The sequence below is a fragment of the Leptospira kemamanensis genome, assembly GCF_004769665.1.
GTDB lineage: Bacteria > Spirochaetota > Leptospiria > Leptospirales > Leptospiraceae > Leptospira_A > Leptospira_A kemamanensis.
The window spans coordinates 1-17,711 of record NZ_RQGG01000007.1; the positions used below are offsets into that span (position 1 = coordinate 1).

17 protein-coding genes are annotated in these 17,711 nt (G+C 34.3%); 13 read left to right on the top strand and 4 right to left on the bottom strand.

Annotated elements, in window-relative coordinates:
* The 13 genes from EHQ59_RS01240 to EHQ59_RS01300 all read left to right on the top strand — a co-directional run.
* On the top strand, positions 1-1,613 hold a 1,613-nt coding region (locus tag EHQ59_RS01240; RefSeq protein WP_135617342.1), incomplete at its 5' end, for an LA_1737 family protein.
* Between the two features lie 3 nt (positions 1,614-1,616).
* Complete coding sequence (locus EHQ59_RS01245; RefSeq protein ID WP_135617343.1) at positions 1,617-2,171, top strand: NADPH-dependent FMN reductase; 555 nt, start codon at positions 1,617-1,619, stop codon at positions 2,169-2,171.
* 135 nt (positions 2,172-2,306) lie between these two features.
* On the top strand, positions 2,307-3,947 hold the full coding sequence (locus EHQ59_RS01250) for a hypothetical protein (protein ID WP_135617344.1): 1,641 nt from the start codon (positions 2,307-2,309) through the stop codon (positions 3,945-3,947).
* A 9-nt stretch (positions 3,948-3,956) separates the two neighbouring features.
* Positions 3,957-5,012 (top strand): multiheme c-type cytochrome, encoded by a 1,056-nt coding sequence (locus tag EHQ59_RS01255; RefSeq protein ID WP_135617345.1) that lies wholly within the window; start codon positions 3,957-3,959, stop codon positions 5,010-5,012.
* Between the two features lie 68 nt (positions 5,013-5,080).
* Complete coding sequence (locus tag EHQ59_RS01260; RefSeq protein ID WP_135617346.1) at positions 5,081-5,677, top strand: NAD(P)H-dependent oxidoreductase; 597 nt, start codon at positions 5,081-5,083, stop codon at positions 5,675-5,677.
* Between the two features lies 1 nt (position 5,678).
* Entirely contained in the window at positions 5,679-6,575 is an 897-nt protein-coding gene (locus EHQ59_RS01265) for an alpha/beta fold hydrolase (protein WP_135617347.1), read from the top strand.
* 2 nt (positions 6,576-6,577) lie between these two features.
* Entirely contained in the window at positions 6,578-7,126 is a 549-nt protein-coding gene (locus EHQ59_RS01270) for a PadR family transcriptional regulator (protein WP_135617348.1), read from the top strand.
* 64 nt (positions 7,127-7,190) lie between these two features.
* Positions 7,191-9,341 (top strand): ABC transporter substrate-binding protein, encoded by a 2,151-nt coding sequence (locus EHQ59_RS01275; protein WP_135617349.1) that lies wholly within the window; start codon positions 7,191-7,193, stop codon positions 9,339-9,341.
* Positions 9,342-9,391: 50 nt separating this feature from the next.
* Positions 9,392-10,501, top strand: coding sequence for a DNA alkylation repair protein (locus EHQ59_RS01280; RefSeq protein WP_135617350.1), 1,110 nt, complete (start codon positions 9,392-9,394; stop codon positions 10,499-10,501).
* Complete coding sequence (locus EHQ59_RS01285; RefSeq protein WP_208652305.1) at positions 10,498-11,118, top strand: hypothetical protein; 621 nt, start codon at positions 10,498-10,500, stop codon at positions 11,116-11,118. The genes EHQ59_RS01280 and EHQ59_RS01285 overlap by 4 nt, the downstream gene beginning before the upstream one ends.
* Complete coding sequence (locus tag EHQ59_RS01290; RefSeq protein ID WP_135617351.1) at positions 11,108-11,647, top strand: hypothetical protein; 540 nt, start codon at positions 11,108-11,110, stop codon at positions 11,645-11,647. The genes EHQ59_RS01285 and EHQ59_RS01290 overlap by 11 nt, the downstream gene beginning before the upstream one ends.
* Positions 11,644-12,558 (top strand): CE1 family esterase, encoded by a 915-nt coding sequence (locus EHQ59_RS01295; RefSeq protein WP_135617352.1) that lies wholly within the window; start codon positions 11,644-11,646, stop codon positions 12,556-12,558. Before EHQ59_RS01290 ends, EHQ59_RS01295 begins: the two co-directional genes overlap by 4 nt.
* Entirely contained in the window at positions 12,555-13,265 is a 711-nt protein-coding gene (locus EHQ59_RS01300; protein WP_135617353.1) for an SDR family oxidoreductase, read from the top strand. Before EHQ59_RS01295 ends, EHQ59_RS01300 begins: the two co-directional genes overlap by 4 nt.
* 1 nt (position 13,266) lies before the next feature.
* Here the strand turns inward: EHQ59_RS01300 and EHQ59_RS01305 are convergent, their stop codons facing one another.
* From EHQ59_RS01305 to EHQ59_RS01320, 4 genes are read right to left on the bottom strand one after another with little or no spacing between them, the layout of a single operon-like run.
* Positions 13,267-13,785, bottom strand: a complete 519-nt coding sequence (locus EHQ59_RS01305; protein ID WP_135617354.1) for a Crp/Fnr family transcriptional regulator — start codon at positions 13,783-13,785, stop codon at positions 13,267-13,269.
* Positions 13,775-14,209, bottom strand: coding sequence for a Crp/Fnr family transcriptional regulator (locus EHQ59_RS01310; RefSeq protein WP_100715671.1), 435 nt, complete (start codon positions 14,207-14,209; stop codon positions 13,775-13,777). The genes EHQ59_RS01305 and EHQ59_RS01310 overlap by 11 nt, the downstream gene beginning before the upstream one ends.
* A complete protein-coding gene (locus tag EHQ59_RS01315) occupies positions 14,209-16,143 on the bottom strand; it encodes an ankyrin repeat domain-containing protein (RefSeq protein ID WP_135617355.1) in 1,935 nt (644 codons plus the stop codon). The genes EHQ59_RS01310 and EHQ59_RS01315 overlap by 1 nt, the downstream gene beginning before the upstream one ends.
* On the bottom strand, positions 16,140-17,705 hold the full coding sequence (locus EHQ59_RS01320) for a peptidoglycan DD-metalloendopeptidase family protein (RefSeq protein WP_135617356.1): 1,566 nt from the start codon (positions 17,703-17,705) through the stop codon (positions 16,140-16,142). Before EHQ59_RS01320 ends, EHQ59_RS01315 begins: the two co-directional genes overlap by 4 nt.
* Between the last annotated feature and the right edge of the window lie 6 nt (positions 17,706-17,711).

The window sequence follows — 17,711 nt, forward strand, 5'->3', positions numbered from 1 at the left end:
ACATAAAAGATTCGGAAGAAGATTATCATATCAATTTGTTTTGGTATACAAAAGTTCATAATGCAAATGTCAATGTAGCGACGAATGATGGAAATTTCTATCTGGATTATGATTTTGGATTGTTTTATAATTTGGTGGGGATTTCGAAACGTACTAAGTTAATCACAGGAAATTTATATAAACCAACTGATCCTAAAGTATCTACCAAACCTGAATTAAAGAAAAAACGAGAATTCAATCGAGAAAATAGTGATGAATTCACTGGTTATCAATTATTGTTTGGAATTTTTTCTTACGAAAAAGCAGATACAAAAAAACACATACGCCTATTGCCATTTGCTTGGTTCACTTGGGATGAAGCATCTGAAGACAAAGTAGTTCTCCTTCCTCCCTTTTTCCCGATTTGGTTGAGTTATGTGTCCGATGACTTGGAATATAAAATCATTTTCCCTCTTTATGGAAAACAAAAAGATCAAACTTCTGAAATTCAATCCTATCTTATCAATGGATATATCAAAGAGGAATACAAAGAAAATAATCGAATGGAGAGATCCTATCTTTGGCCAATCGTGAATGTATACCAATCCGATATCAATTCAGGGCATCGTGTTTTGCCTTTTTATATATACAATCAAACCATAAATGACAAAAATTCGAAACAAAATACCTATACGTTAGTATCAAGTTATACGGAAATTTCGAATCAAAATTTTAACAGAAAAGATTTTTTACTTTGGCCGTTGTGGATTTCTTATGATTCTTATCAAAATAAAAATCAAGGATCAGTGACGACTTTTTGGTTCACTCCTTTTCTATATAGAAAAGTAAGTGATTCCCATGTAAAAACCAACATATTATGGTTTATCGATTGGGGATTTGATTCTTACAAACCAATAGCAACTCAGAGTCCTACTGTATCGAGTCCCGAAACAAAAAAAGAATCGTTATCCCATCTTCTCATATTTCCAATTTATTATACGAATTCTAGTTTTTCGATCATTCCTTTGTCTTTCAATTTTTGGAGTGAAGCGGAATTCACAACATTCACTTTATTCAATTACTATAACTCCAAAAAGGAAGGGCATTATTACAATTTTTTGTATCTATTGGAGTCAGAAAATTCAGCCACAACTTACGAGTTGAGAGGTTTTCGAGATTATTTCTTTAGTTTCAAAAAACAACCAAATCAAATCAATCGCATGACATTATTGTGGTTAGGTTATGACAATACTAGTTCCAAAAAAACGATTAATTTTTTTCCGATAGTTCGGACAACGGAAGAAGATGAGGAAACATCAAAATTGTTTGGCCCGTTTTTATATTACATTTCCAAATCACAAGAAGAAGTAACGGAGCTTGCTTTGGCTGGGGTTGGATATTATCATAATGAAACAAAATCTGACAATCAACATTCCACCTATGTATTGTTAGGGTCTCTTTACCAAGAGAAAACGGAGTTGGAAAGGGGGTTTATCAAACGAGGAAGTCTTTGGGGTTGGTTATGGGAATACCAGACAGAAGATAATGGTTACAAAAAATTTTCCATTTTAAAATTGTTTTCCTATGCGCAAGAGACCGACGGAACAAGGAAAATTTTAGGGATTTCTATTTAGGTAATGAGTGTACTTCGGCCCAAACTTTTAGCAATTTCAGGAGGAATCAGTCCTACTTCCTATAATCGAAACATTTTAAATTTCTTACAAACAAAATACCTCTCTAAATGTGAAATTCAAATTTACGATGACATAGAAAAGTTTCCTTTTTTTATTTCTGGGATATCTCTTGAAAATTCACCGGAAATCATAAAATCTTTTTTGCAAAAGGTGAATGAAGTTGATGGAATATTGATTTGTTCCCCTGAATATGTTTATAGCATTCCTGGAGTTTTAAAAAATGCCCTAGAGTGGGTTGTGTCTTCTGTTGTGTTTACAAATAAACCAACTGCAATCATAACGGCTGCGTCAGTCGGTGAAAAGGCTCACGAATCGTTACAATTAATATTAAAAACAATTGGAGCAAAGTTATCAGACGAAACAAGTTTATTGATTTCTGGTGTGAAAGGAAAAGTCTCCACAGATGGACAAATCACTGATTCAGAAACAAATGAAGTTTTGGAACGAATGATGAATTTGTTTATATCGAATTTATTGAGAGGTTCGAATCAAATTTGAATTTCAAAAATTTGATACTCAATCTTTAGTTAGTGTTCTTTGCTACAAGTTTTCCGAGTTCGACTGCGTGGACAGTAATCACCATATTTCATTTTTTTATTGAATTCCTTTCTAGGTTTGCATCATTAAGGCGATATGAATCGTAAAATTCTCTTCCTACTAACCTTGATTTTGTTATTCGGCTCAAACTGTCGGAAAAAAACAGAAGAAGTGGTTTTTCCTGAAAAACTCTATGTGATTCCATTTGCGAATAACACGGTCTCCGTTTATCATTCCTTAGATACCTTAGAACGGGTAAGTGCCTTAGAAAAAGACAAATATTGGGTTGTCAGTGGGATATTAAAATTGGTTCCAAAGAATCAAGATGAGAAAGTGATTTCCTTTTTATTCGGAGACTGCGATTCAAGATTTCAATGTGCTGATGGGAAATTTTATATCAAATTGAATACAATTCAATTTAATGCAGATTCTGGTTTGGATTTACCGAGCAACTTAGTTGCTCCATATTCTGCTGTATACATTGCCAAAAAAGACCAGGTGGATTCCATTATCGAAGGGATTCAGTTCTACAATCAACCTTCGACAGAATATCCTACGAAAGGTTTAAATGATTCTTTTGTTAGTCATCTAATTGAGACAATCAAGTCTCTCCGGAAAGATGATAGAAAAGAGTTTTTGATTCCTTTTTATGTATTGCAAAAAATGATTTCGACAAAAGGGAATGTAAATTTTCCTGAGTTCAATTTATCAACCTATAAAATTTCATCTACTTTACAATCCATAATGGATGCAAAAACTAACGGATCATTATCCTCCATTACCTTCCCAACACCAGTATCAGATAAACAATTAAAAGTATTGGAAGAGTTAGTGGAAGAAACTCGAAAAGAGCGTATCTTCAATTTAATGAATGTTGAGAAGTCTTGGCAAACCATTCAAAAAGAGTATAAGGAATTGTCATTGGTTCCTGATACCAAACAAAAAGTGTTAGAATCCATTTTGAAATCAGCAGAATTTAAAGTGATGGGAAGAGAAGGGATCACTCAAATCAACGGTGTGGATGCCAAACAAGAAAATGGAGTGAAACTTCAGAAAAACAAAACCACTGGTAATTTAGAAATAGTATCTAGCAATACTTCTCTAAATACCTTTGAGATTGTCGAATCTGAGATTCTTCCCAATACAGAAGATTCGGTTAAAATTCGATTGAAAAATGTAAGTGGGGAAGAGTTAAACTTAGAATCAATTGGAATTCCCAAAGCCTTCAAAGGTGCTGAAACCTTAAAAGAATATGTGAAAACCATCCCGAAAACAATCGATGAAATTTTATCAGATGCATCCAATATACAAAGGGCAGCGATGAATGCAGCTTTACGATTCGGGACTGGTAAGTTTGATCGTGAGTCCGGAAATTATATTTATGAAATTCAAAATGTAAATGTCGTTTTGGCTTTATTTAAAAACAATTCCGTTTTCAGTGCAAGTGATAGTGAATATTCCCAAGAAGTATCTAGTTCTTTTGACGAAGTCACAATCACAAAGTATTATCAAAAATATGATAAGGCAACCAAAGTCCAAACTTTGTTTTTAAATTACGAAATTGGCGGATGTGCGAGAGAATGTTACTCTGATCCATATCCAGATAACTTATGTTTTACGACTGGTGATAGCCTTGTCGTTAAATTTACGCCAAGCGATTTAGAAGCAACTTCTGAAGTTGAAGTTAAGTTTAGTGCAGCTAAGTCGAATTATTGTAACTATCCTTTTAAAGAATAAGAATAGTTTTTGTTTCGATTACAGGTTTATGTTTTTGTATTTTTATTGATCTGCAATGTATTCAATTGCAACGAATCCAAAATACTAAAACCTATGACCAATGGAAAATCTCCCTTGGTCATAGGAGAAGGTGATTGGAATTCCACAAAAGATTGTGAACGTTGCCACCAAACGATCACACAAAATCATCAAAAATCAGCACATGCAAACTCGTGGACTGATCCGATTTTTGTAAAAGCCTTTCAAAAAGAACCAAAACAATGGTGTATGAATTGTCATGCACCACTTCATTCGTTTGCATCCAATGTTGATTTCAAATCAATCGCACAATACCAATCTAAAAATGATTTATGGATGGAAGGTGTAAACTGTGCTGTTTGTCATGTCAGAGAAAATATAATTTATGGAAAACAAACTCGTACTGATATCAAAGATCATATCGTAATTGAGGATCAATCTTTTAAAAATAATTCCTTATGCCAAAACTGCCATTCGTTTCCCTTTCCTAAACAACATTTTCCAAAGATTGAATATACGGATGTGATCATGCAAGGGACAGGAACGGAAGCCCAAGGATTGATCTCAGATATTTCTAAATCAAATTTATGTGTCAATTGCCATCTCAAAACCAATCATCAATTAAACGGGACTGTTTTTGATTCCAATTGGATGGAAGATTGGAAAGTTTCTGTGGAATCGATCCAAAAAGAAAAAACATATTTTGTAAACTTAAAGATGAAATTTCCCAAAATGGGTCATAAGTTTCCAACTGGAGATTTATTTCGTTCCCTTGTCTTTCGTATTTACGATCGAAGCCAAAGGCTTTTATTCGAATATCGTTTTGAGAAAAAAATGAGACTAAAGGATTTAGTTGAGGTACGTGACACAAGGTTATCACCCGATTCCACAACTGAATTTGAAGATACATTTTCTATCATTGAACCTCCATATGAATGTGAATTAGTATATCACCTCCAGTTTTCGATTGAAAACGAGTTAAAAGATCATTTTTCAAATGCAGAATTACTTCGTCCTATTTTTCGGGACAAATGTACAATCAAATGAAAAGATTAATCGTTTGACAAAATATATCTATTAGATATAACTGATAATTATATCTGGTAGATATAATCATGGAAAAGAATCAAAAATCGATTTTAATCATTTTGGGGCATCCCAACCTCAACTCTTATTGTGCACAATTAGCAGAAACATATGCAGAGGCTGCTAAATCTTCGGGTTTTGATACCCATTTATTGAAATTAAAAGAATTGGATTTTGATTACAATTTGAATTTTGGTTATGATAAAACTATAAAACAAGAGTTAGAACCAGACATTTTACGAAGTCAGTCTCTGATTCAAAAAGCAGATCATCTTGTTTTCGTTTATCCAAGTTGGTGGGCAAGTATGCCTGCAATCTTAAAAGCTTGGATTGATCGAGTATTTTTACCTGGATTTGCTTTTTCGTATCAAAAACATTCTCCTTTCCCTAAACAATTGTTAAAGGGAAAAACGGCAAGAATCATCATCACAATGGATGCTCCAACATGGTATTACAAATGGATCAATCGTGCTCCTGGGGTTCGATTATTGAAACATGGAACCTTAGAGTTTTGTGGTGTCAAAAATATCAAAGTCACTTATCTAGATCAGATACGATTTAAGAAACAAAAACAATTGCAAATTTGGATCAATTCAGTGAAACAATTAGCTTTTGAGGGGAAATGATATGAAAGGTATGTTCCAATCTATTGATGAGTTTTTAGAACACGGAAAGTATATAAAGTATAAAAACCATTCCATTTTTTATGATAAAGTTGGAGTTGGTGAAACCTTGTTATTGTTACATGGATATCCATTTAATAGTTATGATTGGAATTGGATGTTGGAAGATTTATCAAAACAATACCAAGTGATCTATTTTGATTTTTTAGGAATGGGATTGTCTGACAAACCAAAAGACCATCGTTACTCATTTGAAGAATATGTGGAAATTCTCAAAGAAGTATTAATGGAAAATCAAATTCAATCGGTTCGAATTTTGGCTCATGATTTGTCTGTCAGTGTAGTGCAAGAGATGTTGGCACAGGAAAAAACTTTGAATTTCGAAATATTGTCTATTGCCTTCATGAATGGAGGAATGTTTACAGATGTATACAAACCTCGATTGATCCAACGTTTATTATCTCAATCACCAAACTGGATTGGAAAATGGATTAGTAATAAAATGTCCCGTAAAGCAATTGAATCATCTTTGTTTCGTGTTTTTGGTCCCAACACTCAACCTAATTTAGATTTATTGGAAAACTATTGGAAAATTCTAAACTTTAATGAAGGAAAACAAATTGCTTATTTAATTGGACGACTGGTGTTTGATAAGGTTAAATACCAAACACGTTGGACGAAGACATTAAAAAAAACAAAAATTCCGTTTTGTTATATCTGCGGTCCCTTTGATCCCAATTCAGGAACTCATATGGCAAACCGATTTTTACAGGAATATCCAAATCGGAAGGTATATTTTTTATCAGAGTCTATTGGTCATTGGCCTCAAATTGAATCGCCAAAAGAAGTGTTGTCCGCTTATTATCTTTTTATAAAAGAGATTCAATCACTTCCTACTTAAATATGAAACGAGAAAGTAAAACACAATATGCTCTGTTAGGAATTTTATCCCAATGTGAAATGAATGGTTACGAAATTCGTAAATACATTGAATCCACGATTAGTTTTTTTTGGAATGAAAGTTTTGGTCAAATTTATCCTACACTTTCGAAATTGGAAAAAGATGGATTGATTCGGGAATGGGAAAAAACAGATCAAAACGGAAAGAAAAAAAAAGTATTTAAAATTACGAGAAGTGGATTAGAAGAATTCCGAAAATGGATGGATTCTTCCCCAATCCAATCCAATCGACGAAACGAACTTTTATTCAAAGTTTTTTTTGGAAGGCATATGAATCCTAAACTCTTGGTGGAACAACTTGAGAGCGAAATCCAAAAACAAAAAACAGATTTAAAAAGTTTGAAACAATTTCAAAAAGAACTCAAGACTGAATGGGAAAATCACCCTGATAATGAATATTGGTATTTTACCTTAGAGTTTGCAGAAAAACAAACAATGTTGACAGTCGATTGGATTGAAAAAGTCAAATCGAAAATCAAAGAAAAAAAGTAAAATTCAATGAGTTAATCCGTTATTTCATTGATTTGCTCTAAAAAAACTTTATAAAAATCAGAGAATGGAAACTAGGATTATTCTTAGAAAGATTAACTATGTCGTATCCATTGTGGTATTTTGTTTCCCTTTATTTTCGATCACTGCTTCGGAAAAAGTCACTCTCCACCTCAAATGGTTCCACCAGTTCCAGTTTGCCGGTTATTATGCGGCTTATGAAAAAGGATTTTATAAGAACGCCGGCCTTGATGTTGAAATATTAGAAAGTTCTGTTGGGATTCGAGGAATCCACGAAAAGGTAGTTCAGAAAGACGGGCAATATGGAGTGGGAAGTAATGAGTTATTAATCCATAGGCATATGGGCAAACCTGTTGTCGTTTTAGGTGTCATTTTCCAACACTCTCCTTCCGTATTATTTTTCAAACGTTCTTCAAATTTACAAAGTATTCATGATCTTGTGGGCAAACGAGTGATGTTAACTCCATGGATCGAAGAAATTGTAGCTTACCTCAAAAAAGAAGGTATAAATAAATCCGATTTACAACTGTTAGAGCACCGATTTAATCCACGAGATTTGATTGAGGGAAGGGTAGATGCTTATTCAGGTTATACGACAACACAGGCTTTTGATTTCAAAAAAGCAGGTTTTCCTTATGTGGCGTATTCCCCTCGACTTGCAGGAATTGATTTTTATGGAGATAATTTTTTCACAAGTGAAGAGGAAATCAAAAAACATCCGAATCGTGTAAAAGCATTTCGAGAAGCTACCTTACTTGGTTGGCAGTATGCAATGAGCCATCAGGAAGAAATTGTAGATATCATTTACGAAAAATATTCTAAGAGATATCCCAAGGAACGTTTGTTATTTGAAGCAGAACAAATGACTCCATTGATCCAACCAGTTCTTGTAGAAATGGGATATATGAATCCTGGTAGATGGAAACATATCAATGATATCTATAATGAACTTGGGATGTTACCAAAAAACATCAATTTAAAAGGATTTATCTATGATCCAAATCCACCAACCAATTACGATTGGATTTATTATACATTTTTTAGTTTAATGGTTGGTGTTGGTATCGTTTGGTTATACCAATGGAGAAGACTAAATAAACAATATTCAGAAAACTTAAAGGAACAAGTCAAACAAAGGACTGAGGAGTTACGGCAATCTAACGAAAGTTTGCAAATTTTAAATCAAAGTTTAGTGCAAACTTTAAGGGAACTCACCGAAGCACAAGACCGACTTTTGGCATCCGAAAAATTGGCAGTGTTAGGACAGTTGGCTGCGGGTATGGCTCATGAACTAAATACTCCACTGGGTGCTATTATTTCTTCCAATTATTCCTTATACGATTTTCTCAAAAATAAACTTCAGTCTGTTATCGAAACAATTCTCACCTTTAATGAAGAGGATTCAAAACGATACCATTTGGTTTTGCAAGAAAGTATGATGAACCAACCTTATATTGAAGGCAAATCCGAAAGGACATTAAAAAAAGAATTACATACCCAGTTCTCTGGTGTAGAAAAAATGGATTTGTATGGTGACCATATGCAAATGGTGATTGAAACGGGATTATATCGTATTCCTGAGAAAATTCAGTATGTTTTGGATAGCGAACGATCTTTGGAAATTTTACAAGTGGTAACGAACATTCATTCTGCATATCGCTGTAATCAAATCATTACGGTTGCTTCCGAGAAAGCGACCCATGTGATCCGTGCTTTAAAAAACTATCTTGTTTCTGAAAAAGAAAATACTACAAATGATTCATTGATTGATATCGAATCCGAAATTGAGACAATTTTATCTCTTTATCATTATAATTTAAATAAAGTAACAATAGTTAAGACTTATGGGTCAGATAAACTTTGTTTTGGGAATAGGGACAAATTAAATCAAGTTTGGATTAATCTCATTAATAATGGACTTCATGCCATGTCCTATATGGGTACTTTAGAGATTAAAATTCAAACAGAACAAAATTGGATTAAAGTTTCCATCATTGATTCGGGAGTGGGTGTTCCCGAATCTATCAAAAACAAAATATTTGAACCTTTTTTTACGACCAAACCAAATGGTGAAGGAATGGGTTTGGGATTAGACATTTGTAAAAAAATGATCTTACAAATGGGTGGTAAAATTGAATTAGAACCATCGGTGACGGGAGCATGTTTTTCTGTTTGGTTAAGAAAAGCGCAAGTTTGATATGATCTATTATCATTGATTCAAAAGAAATCTGAATTGAAGCAGAGATTATGGAACCTTTAAAAAATATTTACTCTAAAGATTGGATCAAAAATCTAAGTTTAGTTGTTTCGAAAGTTGATTCGAAGATTACACCCAATGAATTTCAAAAAAAGGTTTTAGAATCTCCTTGGAAAGAATATGAATTAAAGGAAAGAATCAATCGACTCGCGGACGTATTTCTCTTTTTTTGGAATGAACCTCTAACCCACATTGAACCTAAATTAATTCGTTTAATTGAGTTATTAAAAACGAATGGAGCACAGAATTTCAATTTTCCTTATATCTTTGTCAATGATATCGTAAGCAAAGCAGGTTTAGAAGACTTTGATACCTCCATGCGCATTTTAGAGAAAACAACAGTATTCTCAAGTGCTGAATTTGCCATTCGATTTTATTACCAAAATCATTTTGTTCCCACCTTAAAACAAATGCAAATATGGTCAAAACATAAGGAACCATATGTTAGGCGATTGGCAAGTGAAGGCAGTCGTCCTCTTTTGCCATGGGGAATCGGAATTCCCGAAATCAAACGAAATCCTGAAGTTCACTTACCAATCCTAAAACAATTATGGAATGATGAAAATGAAGTGGTACGGAGAAGTGTTTCCAATCATCTGAATGATATTTCTAAAATTAATCCTGATTTGGTATTAGAGTTTTGTAAAAATCGTTTTGGTGTTTCTGCAATTTTAGATAAAAATTTAAAACATGCACTGCGAGGATTGTTAAAAAAGGGAAATCAGGATGCATTATCATTTTTCTCATATGATACGAAATGGAAACCAAAAGACTTCCAATTCTATTTGAAACAGAAAAAAATAAAAATAGGGGATTCCTTGGAATTTACCATCGAATTCCAACAAAAATCTAAAGAATCTAAAATGATTCGTATGGAATATAAAATAGGGTTTTTATTAGCAAAGAAAACTTATGGTTACAAAATCTTTAAAATTTCTGAAAAGTTGATTCCTCCCAATGAGAATGTGAAAATCATAAAAAAACATTCATTTAAATTGATTACAACTCGAGTTTATTATCCAGGTGTACATACGATTTCCATCGTGTTCAATGGTAGGGAGTATGAAAAATTGGAATTCATATTAGAAAACAAAAAATGAAACAGATAAAATGGAAAAATAAGTTTCTCTTCATTACGTTATTAATCCTGAGTTTGCATTGTTCTGTATTTTATTCCTCAGAACGCAATCTAGTGGATACTAATTTCCCGATTCAAAACAAATCACTTTCTTATGAATTGATTGGTTGGGATGATGAACTTGATCGAAGGAGAGTGACGTTTTTATTAAGCGCATTACAAAATTCTAAAAAGTTCAAATCTGTACAACATTATGCTCAAATAAAATCAGACCTTCATGTGCAAATTATTTTAGAATCAAGTCCTAAGTTCAAATTTTTTATGGGAGAATCTTCGGAACCAGTTTCGTATATGGCGGAACGTGCACCAGGTAGATTTTCTATTTATCTAATCAATCGATTTTTAGCAGTGAGTACTTTCTTTGTCATTCCTGATATCGATTATGATGATGATCATATCGTTTTTCGAACAATGAAATCGGGAAAAATGATTTCCGAACTTCGATACCCAATTGAGTCGTATCGAATTTTTGGATGGGTCTCTGTTATGCTGATGTGGGCTGATGATAGTGATGAATGGAAAACCATTTTAACTGAGAAAGTAAATGAATATTTAGGAGATATCAAACATGAAATTTAATCTCCATCAAAACTTAGTTTTGGTTTTATTGATGTTTCTTGTGCCTTTTTGTTTTCAATGTGCAGCTTTGCCTAGTCAAGTATTAACAAAAGAAAGAAATTTAACTACTTATTCACAAAATACATTCAAACTTGTATTTACTGGTTTTTATCGTTATGAAATCGAAAAGGAATTAATCAAAAATAAATTATTAGAAAAAGGTTATCGTGAAGATCCTAATTCTACTTTTCAATTAGAAGTGATCTTACAAAAAAAGGAACCTAAATACAATTCTGAGTTTTTTCACAAACTTCATTTTTTATTAACTTTTTTTTCGGGTGGTCTGATTCCAACTCACATTCGCACGGAACATACAGTTACATTTCGTTATTCCAAATCGGAAGATATTTTACAAGAGAAAGTATACGTTGTTGGTATGGATCAATTTCGAGGGATTCCGATTGTAGTGTTTATGATCACACATTGGCCAAATCAAGTTTTCAAAGAACAATTAATAGAAACTATCAATATGGAGTTCATTCCCAAATGAGAATTTTCTTATTCATACTTTTCCTTAATTTCCATTCTTGTTTTGGATACTTTTATAGACCATCATCGAATGAGAAAATAGATAATTTTAATTTTTCGAATGTAAAACGAACTTATTTAGTGCATTATCCCAAAAAATGGGATGGTTTGCCGATACCGATGTTAGTTGCTCTTCATGGTCGTTTTGGAACTGGTGTTACCATGTCCAAACAAACTAAATTAAATGATATAGCAGATCAAAAAGGATTTATTGTTTTGTATCCAGATGGATACAAACGCAGTTGGGCTGATGGTAGAGGCAATTCTCCTGCAGATGAAGATGGAATCAATGATGTTCTCTTTATTGAATCCATTGTTAAACGAATGGTAGCGGAAGGTTCAGTGAATTCTAAGGAAGTGTTTTTGGTGGGACACTCCAATGGTGGGTTCATGGCACAACGGATGGCAATTGAGAAACCTGAGTTATGGAAAGGGGTGATGAGTGTTGCCGCTCAAATCTCAGTATCTCAATTAAAATCTAAAATTCATTTTAAAACTAAACCAGTTTCAGTTGCAATTATGGCTGGGACAGAAGACCCCTTAGTGCCTTATAGCGGTGGTTATGTGAAAGATGGAAAAGAAGTGCTTTCTGTCTCAGATAGTATATTACGTTGGAAAGAATGGAATGGTTGTGAGGATACTGTGAAACGTAAATCCAATCAAGTGGAAGAAAATGGATTTAAAATCAATATTGAATTTTATCGTTATGAAGATTGTTCTAATAATAAAAAAGTAGAATTGATCCAATTGAATGGTTTGGGTCATAGTTGGCCTGGAGAAACTCCCATGTTGCCATTCATCAACCAAGGTCGGACCACAAAGGTGGTGAATGGTTCTGCCATGGTTTGGGAATTTATGGAAAGTCTTAAATGAGTGAGAATTTTGCTTTAGTCACTGGTGCTTCTAGAGGCATTGGATTCGCTATTTCGAAAGTTTTGTTAGAGTTAGGTTATACTGTATATGGAATATGTAGGAATTCGAAAAACTGTTCGATTCAAAATCAAAAGTTTCATTTGATCGAATGTGATCTTTCCCATCCGAAAGCCATTCATCAACTTTTAGATACTTTACCCAATCGGGAAAAACTGAATATTTTGATCCACAATGCTGGAATTGCTTCCTTTGGCCCCATTGAAGAATTATCACCAGATAAAATTGTAGAAATGGTGCAAGTGAATTTAACTGCACCCATGTTAATCACCAATGGTTTAACTCGGTTCATCAAACAAAATAAAGGTCATATCATTTTTATTGGATCTGTTTCTGGAAATCAAGTTTCACCCTGGGGCAATGTGTATGGTTCTTTAAAAGCTGGCCTTCATCAATTTTCCAGATTATTATTCGATGAACTTAGAAAGTTTTCTGTGAAAGTGAATTTACTTGTGCCAGATATCACAAAAACAAGTTTTTACGACTCATTGAATATTGAACCAGACCAAGATCCTGAATCTTATTTATTACCAGAGCAAATTGCAACGATCGTCAAACAGTTGTTACTTGATGCACCTGGAATGATAGTGCCGGAAATTCATATATCCCCGCAGTTGTTTAAAATCAAAAGGAAAAAGTTTTTAAAGTAGATTATTCCCCAATCGATTGGGCATCATTTGTGAAGGTTTCTAATGGCACTTGATCTGAACTTTCAGCACCGTCTTCAGAGTTTCCTTCGTTTGAAGTGGGAATTACTTTTGCAATCATCGAGTCTTCGTCTTGTTTTCGTTTGATGGCACGAATTTTTCCATCTGTTTCGTACAAACGTTCGATTACTTTTTTTAATAATAAAAAGAGAAATTCAGGACTTTCCTGACTCATTTGGACAAATGTAGTTCTGTTGATAATCCCTAATTTGGCAGACTCCGATACTACGACGATGGACGCAGCTCTCGGGCTATTGTTGATGATGGCCATTTCTCCAAAAAATTCACCAGGCAAGATACTTCTTAATTTTGTATGTTTCCCTTCGATTTGTTTGTAAATATCCAACTGGCCTTCAAATAAAAAAAACATGGCACCATTGGAAGGAACACCCTCTTTAAAAAGGACTTCCCCTCGTTTGATGTTGATCATACTGAGTTTTGCTAGAGATTCTTTAAGTCCCATCACTTGCCTCTGTTAGATCTTTTAGTTTTTGTTCCGCTTCAATCAGTCGTTCTACATAAGTTTGCAATAAAGCGTACACAAACATAGGATTGGAATTGGCAATCCGGATCAAATTTTGTTTGTCTAAGATGCCTAGTTGCGCACGATCTGATTCGATAAATACGGTCATCGCTCTTGGGTGAGCAGAAATTAAGGCAATTTCTCCAAAGAATTCACCAGTAGAAAGTTTTCTTACTTCATGAAAATTTCCTTGGTCAGGTGCACCCATCCCCACAGATAAAGTTCCACTTAAGATAAAATACATTTTTTCATTGGATGGATCACCTTCGCGTACGATGATCTCACCTCGTTTGAATGTCTTCGTTGGTACTGTATTAACGAAGTCGAATATGTTGATACGATTATCTTTTTTGGGAATGGACATTAAAGACCGCGATAAATTTCAATCAATTCAGGGATATTTTTATTTTCAGCATAATCCAAAGCTGATTTTCCGATTTTGTCTTTTAACTTTGTGTCACCACCATTCAGAACAAAGACTTTTGCCAGTTCCAGAATGGCGTCACTTTTACCAGCATCAAATTGAATTGCTAGTTCGGAAAGTATAGTTTTCCCTAATTTGTCCTGTTGGTTGATGTTGGCACGTCTTTCTACTAGGAATAGTACTAATTTTTTATATGTTTCGGTTTGCGTCTGATCTTTAGAAGTTAGAAATTTTTGAACAGCCTTGTGTAAGACAGTAAGTCCATTGTTGTCTGTTAGGTTGGGGTCAGCTCCCATTGTCAATAAGAGAGACATTGTTTCCACTTTGTTTCGATTAAGAGCAATATGCAAAGCACTTAATCCTCGTTTGTTTTTGGCATTGGGGTTTACACCTTTGCTAATCAACAATTTGATTGTTTCTTCAATGAATTTTTGATCTTTTTTATCAACTTCTAATTTACAAACTGTAGTGATTAAGTTTTCTTCTTCCTCATTTAAAGATTGTAAGTCGGCACCATTTGCTACTAAAAGTTTAAAAGCTTCGGCATCTTTTCGTTCGATCGTAGAAAAAATCAAATTTACTCCATCTTTCAGTTTATGGTTTGGATTTGCTTTTTTAGATAATAAAAGTTTTGCAATCGCAACTTGTTTGTTTTCAAGAGCTAAGGATAACGCAGTTTCATTTGTTTTGGTATTTTCAACATCAACTGGAGTTCCTTTTTTTAAGAGAAGGTCTACAATTTTGAGACCTGATTTACGAGATGCTAAATGAATGGGTAAGTATCCAGAAAGATTGGGTGTTTGGGAATCTGCATTTTTTTGAATTAAAAGTTCTGCGATGGCCCATTTAGAGGATTCGATGGATTCCTCCAAAGGATTTTTATTGGTAGATAGGGTTTGGTTTGGATTGGCTCCCGCATCTAACACTAACTTCAATAAATTGCTATCATTTTTGGTTAATGCAATTTCAAATAATGTTTTGCCTGATGTATTTTTAGAATCTACATTGAGACCTTTTTTTAAAAATAAATTAGTGACCGTTAGATTTCTTTTTTCAACCGAATAAAATAATAGAGACTCACCATCTGGAGTGGTTGTATTGACATCAGCCCCTCGGTTTAATAAGGTTTCGACTCCCAAAGTAAATCCTTTTTCGATCGCAAATACAATTGGTCTTACGGATTTTGTATCTTCTATATTGGGATTGGCATTGGAATCTAAGGCAAGGTTTAATAATTTACTATTTCTTTGTTCAATTGCGACAAAAAGGGGTGTGCGACCAGTTAAGTCTTGTAAGTTGATATTGGCACCATTTTGTAATAGATAGTTGATTGTATCGGTTTTCCCTTTTTCAAATGCCAAATAAATCGGAGATTTTCGTGGATTGTTTCTGAGGTTGACATCTGCCTTACTTTCCACCAATAATTTTTGAACAGATAAATTTGATTTTAAAACAGCGATATGTAATGCAGTATTTCCATCCGCATCATATGCATTCAAATCAGCCCCTTTTTCGACAAGAGTTTTGATTTGATTGGAAAACCGTGATGTCACCACGTAATGTAACAATGTTTTTCCAGAGAGATCTCTTTTGTTTAGGTCTGCTCCTTGGTTTAATAATAGATCAAATTGTTTGGTTCTATTTTTTTCAACAGCGAGGATCAGAAGTGACTTACCTGAATCATCAGTTGCATTGATGTCTCCACCATTTGTGACAGCGGTTTCAAATTCTTTCGGATTTCCTTTTTGAAGAATCGAAACCATATCATAGGTAGGCGGTGTATCAGGTACAGGAGCCGTTAGATCTTGTGCGAAACTTTGATTCGAAATAAAAAGGAAAATGACAATGGATAAAAATTTAGATTTAAACTTCATTTGGGTAAATATGCTCCTGGATCCAATGCTTGTTGGTCTGGGCCTTTCCTAACTTCAAAATGTAAATGAGGACCGGTAGATTTACCAGTGTTTCCTACCTGACCAATGATATCACCTGAGCGCACTGTGTCACCTTCTTTTACTTGGCGTTCATTTTGGTGCGCATAGTAAGTAAAAATATTGTTTTTATGACTTAGGATGGTTAATACCCCATAACCACCGCTAGTTGTGATTGTCCTCCAAACTTTTCCATCACTCACTGCTTTGATCGGAGTGCCAACAGGTGCAGGTAAATCAATCCCTGAATGGAAGGCTCCTACCTTTCCTGTGACAGGATCCACTCGAGTTCCGAAGTTAGAAGAAACATAACGGTCGTTATCAATCGGTATTTGGAAGTATTTAGAAATGTCATCGGAATCTACTAGTGGACCTCTCTCTTTTGAAACAAATCCACCAAAGACCCAACCTTCCCATTCATCATTCCAATTCACATAAATCCATTTGGAGCGAACTCCCGAAATGGTTTCCACTTCCTTTTTGGTATCTAAGATTTTGAGTTTTTCATCCCCAGGAATGGATAAAATCACAGAACCATATTCATTCGGTTCGTCTCTCATTCTTAAACTTGTAGAACGAACATAACGTTTTTCTCCAACTTTGAGTTCGTCTGGATTTTCTTGTGGGTATGATAACTCACCTGGTGAAACTTCATACGAGACAACTTCTGAAGAGCTTAAGTATCCACCGAAAACCCAACCGTTCCCGTAAGCAGAAGAAACTTGGTGCCATTGAGACGAAATACCATCTATCAATTCTTCATTGGAAGTGGAGGACTGGATCTCGACTTTGATGCCTTTGGGTAGTCTTGCGACCACATAACCATTGACATCTGGTTCTGATCTCATATTGAGTGAACTTGCATTCACCCACATTTCTTTTCCTTTTTTCATTTCCGTATAATCTGCGTTTGTTGTGCTTGGAGTTGTTCTGGAGGGTAAGGAGGAAAAATCGAGAGATAAACCCTCGGTGTTTCTGGATTTCACAGCAGGTTTGGTAGGTTGCAGTAAATCTTGTGTGGTGTATCCTTCCTTTTTAGATTTTGTACGAACCAAAACCCAATGAGAACCTTCTTTTTTTTCACTGATATCTTGTTTTAATACCATCACTACTTCGAGTGAATCTCCCTTTTTTACTTTTACCTGCGAACGTAAGTTAGGTTTTTGGGATGGTTCTAATTGCAAATAAAAGTTTTCTGCGGCAATGGCAGTTAAGGATTTTGATTTTTTTTCAGTAAGGCCAGGTGCAGCATTGTGATCGCTGATTCCTTCTGCTAGTTTTAAATCAATTGGGGAGGAGGAGATTTTTAAACCGGGAAAACGATTTTTTACCTTCCCCACAAAATCATTGTACTTTTGTAGGATTTCTTCCTGCTTCTTTTGGTTCGATTGGATCAAACCAGATTGCCTGTTCTGATCACGTTCTTCCAATTTGGATTGGGACAAAATGGAAATGTTACATAATACAAAGAAGGAAATGAAAAAAAGCAGGGATTGTCTGTTCATAAAATA